Origin of the sequence: Streptococcus massiliensis DSM 18628, assembly GCF_000380065.1 — a bacterium.
Lineage (GTDB): Bacteria > Bacillota > Bacilli > Lactobacillales > Streptococcaceae > Streptococcus > Streptococcus massiliensis.
Window position 1 is genome coordinate 1 of sequence record NZ_KB904419.1, and the last position, 7,825, is coordinate 7,825.

Here is a 7,825-nt window from a genome sequence, read left to right on the forward strand (position 1 = left end):
AGGGTGATAAGACGGGCGACCAAAGGCATGATAGAAGGCGTGGAAGTGACAATCCTCCAAAGTATTCACCACTTTTTCAATCGTAAAGACGAGATGGTCTTGTGGCAAGAAAGAACTGATTTCTAGTGGTAAAGTTGTTTGATTTGTGTTATAGTGAATATGCATGGGATAGCCTTTCTAAATGGTTTATTGTGCAATTCTATTTTACCAAGACTATCGCAACCATGCAAAAAAGCAACGGATTTGCCGTTGCTTTTTTTGGAGATAAGGGACTATTGTCTCAGGCTCTTGTTTTTGAATGTTCGGAAATGAGACTATTTTTGTTAAAGTTTCCTTAAACTTTTCTTAAAATTTAAAAAAGTCAAGTAAAAAACTTTAGAAATTTTAAGAAATAGGTCCCAAGACGGATGGTTTTTATGGTATAATATAGTAAGATAATAGTATCGTGTAGTGGGGTGGTCTAACTTTCAGCAGTTGATTGAAGGGGAAATGACACATACACGATTGTCTTTGTGCCTTGTGAAAGGAGAACCAAGCATGATTACCATTTACACAGTTTCAAGTTGCACTAGTTGTAAAAAAGCTAAAACTTGGCTCAATGCCCATCATTTGACTTATAAGGAACAAAATTTAGGTAAGGAAGGGATTACAAAAGAAGAGTTACTAGATATCTTAGCTAAGACAGAAAATGGTGTTGCGAGTATCGTATCTTCTAAAAATCGTTATGCCAAAGGTCTCGGTGTAGATATCGAAGATTTGAGCGTTAATGAAGTTTTGAACCTGATCATGGAAACGCCACGGATTCTCAAAAGTCCAATTTTAGTTGATGACAAACGTCTTCAAGTTGGCTACAAAGAAGATGATATTCGTGCTTTTCTACCGCGCTCTGTTCGTAATGTTGAAAATGCAGAAGCGCGTTTGCGTGCGGCTTTGTGAAATAAAGATGAGAAATAAGCAGCTCTCAGAATGAGTAAAAGCTTTTAAAATATTAAAAGACCTAGGGATTTCCTCTATGAACGGAATGCTTGGGTCTTTTATTGTTTTTTATCGAAAGATGAAGTAATCATTGAAATAGGCTTTTAAGTAATATTTTCTTAGATTTTTGTTATAATAGTGTGAGAGGTTTAACATGAAGAAAATTTGTTTTGTATGTCTTGGGAATATTTGTCGCAGTCCGATGGCAGAATTTGTAATGAAAAATTTGACAGATGAGATAATCATTGAAAGTCGTGCGACATCTAATTGGGAACATGGTAATCCAATTCATGTTGGTACGCAAAGGATTTTTCGTACTTATGCGATTCCTTATGATATTGAAAAAAGCTCTCAGCAAATTTCTGATCAAGATTTTAAGAATTTTGACATGATTATTGGTATGGACGCCTCAAATGTTTCAGATTTACAAAAGATGGCACCCACCCAGTACCGTCATAAGATTTTTGCTTTTGCAGCTGAAAGTGTTCCAGATCCATGGTATACTGGAGATTTTGAAGCAACCTATGAACAAATTTTATCTGGTTGTAAAGATTGGTTGTCACGCCTAGAAAACTAGGAAGAAACATGAAAAAATTACAAGAACTTTATGAGACCTATAAGGTCTATCTAACACGAAAAAATATAGAATTATTAGCTGTTACGGTGATAGTTCTGTCAGCTATCAGTGTTTTTACTGCTAGTATCCCTAGCCATGGCACATTGAAATTAGACAAGGGGAGAATCATTTATAAGGGTACCTTAGTCCGTAGTAAGATGAATGGTAAAGGTGTGCTAACTTTTGAAAACGGGGATAAATACGATGGCAATTTCCGTAACGGCACCTTTGACGGGCAAGGAACTTTTACAGCAGCTAGTGGCTGGAAATATGAGGGGAATTTTTCTAACGGTCAGGCAGACGGCAAAGGCAAGTTGACTACTGAGTCCAATGTTGTTTATGAGGGCACTTTCAAGCAAGGAATTTATCAAAATGCGCATTAAATGGTTTTCACTGGTACGGATAGCGGGTCTTTTTCTCGTTCTTTTCTACCATTTTTTTCAATCCATCTTTCCAGGTGGTTTTATCGGTGTTGATATCTTTTTCACTTTTTCAGGTTTTCTCATCACATCACTTTTGATTGATGAGTTCATTAAAAGTAAAACAGTTGATATAAAAGGCTTTTTATGGCGACGATTTTATCGGATTGTTCCTGCCTTGGTTTTTATGATTTTGATTGTCATGCCCTTTACACTTCTTGTTCGCCGCGATTATATCGCTGGAATCGGTGGGCAGATTGCAGCCAGTATCGGATTTGTTACTAATTTCTATGAAATGTTAACGGGTGGCAATTATGAAAGTCAATTTATTCCGCATATTTTTGTGCATACTTGGAGCTTGGCACTGGAAATGCACTACTACATTATATGGGGGTTGACAGTCTGGTATATAACTAAAAAATCAAAAACGGTTGGTCAACTTCGTGGTTATATTTTCTTAGTTTCAACAGGACTGACTCTTTTGAGCTTCCTTTCGATGTTTATTGGAGCTTTTCTAACTAAGAACTATTCTAATCTTTACTTTTTTAGTTGGACGCATATTTTTCCGTTCTTTATCGGCTCAAGTTTAGCGACTATATCAGGTGTGACCAATGTGGTGACAATGGTCAAGCGACTTGATAAAAAGTGGTCAAGAAATCGAACGATTCAAATTTTTGCGGGAAGTTTTGCTCTTTTGGTCATTCTAGGCTTTGTACTACGTTTTAACAGTGTTTTCACCTATTTATTTGGCTTTTTGGCTGCGAGTTTGCTTACAGCATTGATGATTATAGCAGCGAGAGTTCTTCATGATCAGACAGCAACTATTGCGGAACCGAAATTTGTGACTTTTCTAGCGGATACTAGCTATGGAGTTTACCTTTTTCATTGGCCGTTTTATATCATTTTTTCCCAGTTACTGCATAATCTTTTAGCAGTAATAGTGACGATCTTTTTGTCACTAGTTTTTGCAGCGGCCTCTTTCTATGTTTTGGAACCGACTTTGCAGGGAAGGCAGCCTCAGTTTTTTGGAGTTCCTATTGATATCAGAGGAATGAAAAAGCCTATGCTAGGCGTTTTATCAGCACTTGTAGTGGTGACGGTAGTGATTACAGTGATGGCTCCTAAGGTTGGAGAGTTTGAACAAAATTTAGTCGTCAATGGGCTCAAGCAAGCTGACCAAAAATTACAATTAACCCGTCAGCAGGTTGATCAGGCAAAAGCCAGCAAGTATAATGTTGCTACAGGAACAACCTTGATTGGGGATTCTGTGTCACTAAGAGCTAGTGAATTCTTACAAGCAGCGATCCCAGGAATTCAGATTGATGCTACAATTAGTCGAAATCTTGAGACAGGAATGGATATCTACAAAGCTGACATTAGTAATAAAGTGTTGTTACAAAATGTGGTAATTGCACTAGGGACAAATTCAGTTGAAACCTATAAAGAACAACTGGATAAGATTGTCAATGATTTACCTAAGGGGCACCGTTTGATTTTTGTCACCCCTTATGATGGGCGAGTAGCGGGTGATGCTAACAATGATGCAGTTAAGACGCGGGCGTATGAGCTTGAGTTGGCTAAAAAATATGATTTTATTACTATTGCAGATTGGTATCAGGTAGCACAGGAGAACCCAGCTATTTGGACGGGTACGGACTATGTCCATTTTGGTGCAGATAATGCAACTATTACAGCTGGTGGTGAACTCTATGCTAAAACCTTGAAAACTGCCCTTGATGAGGCAAATAAAGGTTCTGTAAAACCTTAAGAAAGTTGTTAGATAAAAGTTCTAGCAACTTTTTCTATTTCGTAAAAAATGTATCCGCTCACATTGTAAACTTACTATATTCATGCTTTGTGAATAAAAAAAGATTATTGCATTTTTTCACAATATATGCTGGTATAAACTTTATTTATCAACATTTTGTGAATTAATTTCACAAGGATTATTAAAAAACATTGTGAAATGCTTGTGAAAGTATTTACAATTAAGTTTCAATAGTGTATAATAATTATTGTGAAATATTTAACAAGCAAAGGAAGAAAAACTTATGCCAAAAGAAACGCAAACTGTCGATGTTGCCCAAGCTATTGATAGCCTGGTTCAAAAAGGACTTGTAGCTCTTGATGAAATGCGCAAGCTTAATCAAGAACAAGTTGATTATATCGTAGCCAAGGCCTCTGTAGCAGCTTTGGATGCTCACGGTGAGTTGGCCCTGCACGCTTATGAAGAAACAGGCCGCGGAGTTTTTGAAGATAAGGCAACGAAAAACCTTTTCGCCTGTGAGCACGTTGTGAATAACATGCGCCATACGAAGACAGTTGGCGTTATTGATGAAGATGATGTGACTGGATTGACCTTGATTGCAGAACCGGTCGGAGTAATCTGCGGAATCACTCCAACGACCAACCCAACTTCAACAGCGATTTTTAAATCATTGATTTCGTTGAAAACGCGTAATCCAATTATCTTTGCTTTCCACCCATCTGCTCAAGAATCTTCTGCTCATGCGGCACAAATCGTACGTGATGCAGCGATTGCAGCAGGGGCACCTGAAAACTGTGTTCAATGGATTACACAGCCATCTATGGAAGCAACAACAGCTTTGATGAACCACGAAGGTATTGCAACAATCCTTGCGACTGGTGGGAACGCCATGGTAAAAGCTGCTTATTCATGCGGCAAACCTGCTCTTGGAGTTGGTGCTGGTAACGTTCCAGCTTACGTTGAAAAATCAGCAAATATCCGCCAGGCAGCACATGATATCGTGATGTCCAAATCATTTGATAATGGGATGGTCTGTGCATCTGAGCAAGCTGTGATCATTGATAAAGAAATCTATGATGAATTTGTAACAGAATTCAAATCTTACCATACTTACTTTGTCAACAAGAAAGAAAAAGCGCTTTTGGAAGAATTCTGTTTTGGTGCGAAAGCCAACAGCAAGAACTGCGCTGGTGCAAAATTGAACCCAAATATTGTTGGTAAACCAGCTACATGGATTGCAGAGCAAGCAGGCTTCAGCGTGCCAGAAGATACTAATATCTTGGCCGCAGAGTGTAAAGAAGTTGGTGAAAAAGAGCCATTGACACGTGAAAAACTGTCACCTGTCATTGCCGTTCTCAAGTCTGAATCCCGTGAAGACGGTGTTGAAAAAGCTCGTCAAATGGTAGAATTCCATGGTCTTGGTCACTCAGCTGCTATCCATACAGCGGACGAAGAGTTGACCAAGGAATTTGGTAAGGCTGTTCGTGCTATCCGTGTTATTTGCAACTCACCTTCTACTTTCGGCGGTATCGGGGATGTTTATAATGCCTTCCTGCCATCACTGACTCTGGGCTGTGGATCTTATGGTCGCAACTCAGTTGGTGATAACGTTAGTGCTGTGAATCTCTTGAACATCAAAAAAGTAGGAAGACGTAGAAATAATATGCAATGGATGAAACTCCCTTCAAAAACTTACTTCGAGCGTGACTCTATCCAATACCTGCAAAAATGTCGCGATGTGGAACGTGTCATGATCGTTACAGACCATGCTATGGTAGAGCTTGGTTTCCTAGATCGTATCATCGAACAACTCGATCTTCGTCGGAATAAGGTTGTTTACCAAATCTTTGCAGACGTAGAGCCAGATCCAGATATCACAACAGTTGAACGTGGTACAGAGATTATGCGTACCTTCAAACCTGATACAATCATTGCGCTTGGTGGTGGTTCACCAATGGACGCAGCTAAAGTAATGTGGCTCTTCTATGAGCAACCAGAAGTAGACTTCCGTGACCTTGTGCAAAAATTCATGGATATCCGTAAACGTGCTTTCAAATTCCCGTTGCTTGGTAAGAAGACTAAGTTTATCGCAATCCCAACCACATCTGGTACGGGTTCAGAAGTAACACCGTTTGCTGTTATCTCTGATAAGGCTAACAACCGTAAGTACCCAATTGCTGACTACTCTCTGACTCCAACTGTAGCCATCGTAGACCCAGCTCTGGTACTGACTGTTCCAGGATTTGTCGCAGCAGACACTGGTATGGACGTACTGACTCACGCAACAGAAGCTTATGTATCTCAAATGGCCAGCGACTTTACAGATGGTTTGGCTCTCCAAGCTATTAAACTAGTCTTTGAAAATCTGGAAAGCTCTGTTAAGAACGCTGACTTCCACTCTCGCGAAAAGATGCACAATGCCTCTACTATCGCTGGTATGGCCTTTGCCAATGCCTTCCTGGGAATTTCCCACTCTATGGCTCATAAGATTGGCGCACAATTCCACACAATCCACGGTCGTACCAATGCGATCTTGCTGCCATACGTAATCCGCTACAACGGTACACGTCCAGCTAAGACAGCGACATGGCCTAAGTACAATTACTACCGTGCGGATGAGAAATACCAAGACATCGCTCGTATGCTTGGCTTGCCAGCATCTACTCCAGAAGAAGGTGTTGAATCATTTGCGAAAGCTGTTTATGAACTGGGAGAACGTGTTGGTATCGAAATGAACTTCAAGGCTCAAGGTGTTGACGAAAAAGAATGGAAAGAACATTCACGTGAATTGGCCTTCCTTGCCTATGAAGACCAATGTTCTCCAGCCAACCCACGCCTGCCAATGGTTGATCATATGCAAGAAATCATCGAAGATGCTTACTATGGCTACAAGGAACGTCCAGGACGGAGAAAGTAAGTTTCGTCACATTTGATGAGTAAAAGAGGAGGAAAGCTAGAAGCTTAAGTTAGTGACGAAAAAGCTAACGATTAGCGTAAGCTATTCCAATAACACTCGGGCATAAGAACAGCTCCCGTTTCTAAAAAGAAGCGGGAGTTTTTGTGCTCCTATAAAAATTTATGCTTTTTTTAAGGGAAATAGTGTAGGCTTAACTGATATACTTCCTTAAATGAGTAGCAAACAAAACAAAAAATCTGTTATTTCCGCGTTTGTAACTCACTTGAGGAAGGATTTTTATTGACTTTTTATAGAGAAAACCATATACTAAATATAACAAAAGGAGGTAGCAGCATGTTGAAAGCAATTGTTTTTGATATGGACGGAGTGATCGTTGATACAGAATATGTAGATTTTCAGTTGCAGAGTGAATTGGTCAAAAAGATTGCCAAGAAGCCTGAACGCTTGACGCATGCTGATTTCTCACGTTTAGTAGGTCGTTCCTATGAGAATTTACTAGAGGCAATCAAGGCAATTAGTCAGACTGATTTGTCTTTGGTTGGAATTGAGTAGCGATTGAATGAAATTGCTGAACAGAAGTATTTTCAACTAGATTATAGGCCGCTTTTTCGTGAAAAGATTGTGGACATTTTAGACTATGCTAAGGAGCAGGGCATTAAGCTAGCAGTAGCCTCATCCTCGCGTGAGGAGCATATTCTTGAGGTTTTGCGAGCTTGCGGGATTAGGGATTATTTTGATGTCATCGTTAGTGGTGAAAATTTTTCAGAGAGTAAGCCCAATCCTGCCATCTATCAAGCTGCTTTACGTAGCTTAAATGTGGCAGCAAATCAAGCGGTTGCTATTGAAGATTCGAGTTATGGGATTTTAGCTGCTAAATCTGCAAACTTAACCGTTATCGCCTACGAAGAAACTCGTATGCTGGTTGATCAATCCTTGGCAGATTATAAGGGTAAGGATATGGGAGAGATATTAGCTCTTATCAAAAATCTAAATAGAACTTAATTTTTATATGGAAAAAGACTTGAATATTGTGGCTCTATAATTTCTGTAGTGGGTAAAATCACTTTAGGAATTATGGAGCCTATTTTGTTGTAGAAAAAAAGTCCCATAAGACCTATAATGAAAAGCGA

At 39.4% G+C, this 7,825-nt stretch carries 6 protein-coding genes and 2 pseudogenes; 7 read left to right on the forward strand and 1 reads right to left on the reverse strand.

What is annotated here, in order from left to right; genetic code table 11:
* Positions 1-165, reverse strand: a pseudogene (locus A3I3_RS11325) (IS1182 family transposase); the annotation flags it as partial.
* Between A3I3_RS11325 and A3I3_RS11160 the strand changes: the two are divergent.
* From A3I3_RS11160 to A3I3_RS0108320, 7 genes and pseudogenes are all read left to right on the forward strand, one after another.
* On the forward strand, positions 126-338 hold the full coding sequence (locus tag A3I3_RS11160; RefSeq protein WP_018372247.1) for a hypothetical protein: 213 nt from the start codon (positions 126-128) through the stop codon (positions 336-338). The pseudogene A3I3_RS11325 and the gene A3I3_RS11160 sit on opposite strands and share 40 nt — an antisense overlap.
* Before the next feature lie 199 nt (positions 339-537).
* Positions 538-936: a transcriptional regulator Spx gene (spx, locus tag A3I3_RS0108290; protein ID WP_018372248.1), complete on the forward strand. Its 399-nt coding sequence runs from the start codon at positions 538-540 to the stop codon at positions 934-936.
* A gap of 193 nt (positions 937-1,129) precedes the next feature.
* Positions 1,130-1,552 (forward strand): low molecular weight protein-tyrosine-phosphatase, encoded by a 423-nt coding sequence (locus A3I3_RS0108295; protein ID WP_018372249.1) that lies wholly within the window; start codon positions 1,130-1,132, stop codon positions 1,550-1,552.
* A gap of 8 nt (positions 1,553-1,560) precedes the next feature.
* Positions 1,561-1,974 carry an MORN repeat-containing protein gene (locus A3I3_RS0108300; RefSeq protein ID WP_018372250.1) on the forward strand — a complete coding sequence of 138 codons (414 nt, stop codon included), beginning with the start codon at positions 1,561-1,563 and terminating at the stop codon, positions 1,972-1,974.
* Positions 1,964-3,778 (forward strand): acyltransferase family protein, encoded by a 1,815-nt coding sequence (locus tag A3I3_RS0108305; RefSeq protein WP_018372251.1) that lies wholly within the window; start codon positions 1,964-1,966, stop codon positions 3,776-3,778. Before A3I3_RS0108300 ends, A3I3_RS0108305 begins: the two co-directional genes overlap by 11 nt.
* 283 nt (positions 3,779-4,061) lie before the next feature.
* Positions 4,062-6,695, forward strand: a complete 2,634-nt coding sequence (gene adhE / locus A3I3_RS0108310; protein ID WP_018372252.1) for a bifunctional acetaldehyde-CoA/alcohol dehydrogenase — start codon at positions 4,062-4,064, stop codon at positions 6,693-6,695.
* Between the two features lie 333 nt (positions 6,696-7,028).
* Positions 7,029-7,697 (forward strand): annotated as a pseudogene (locus A3I3_RS0108320) (HAD family hydrolase).
* Positions 7,698-7,825: the final 128 nt, after the last annotated feature.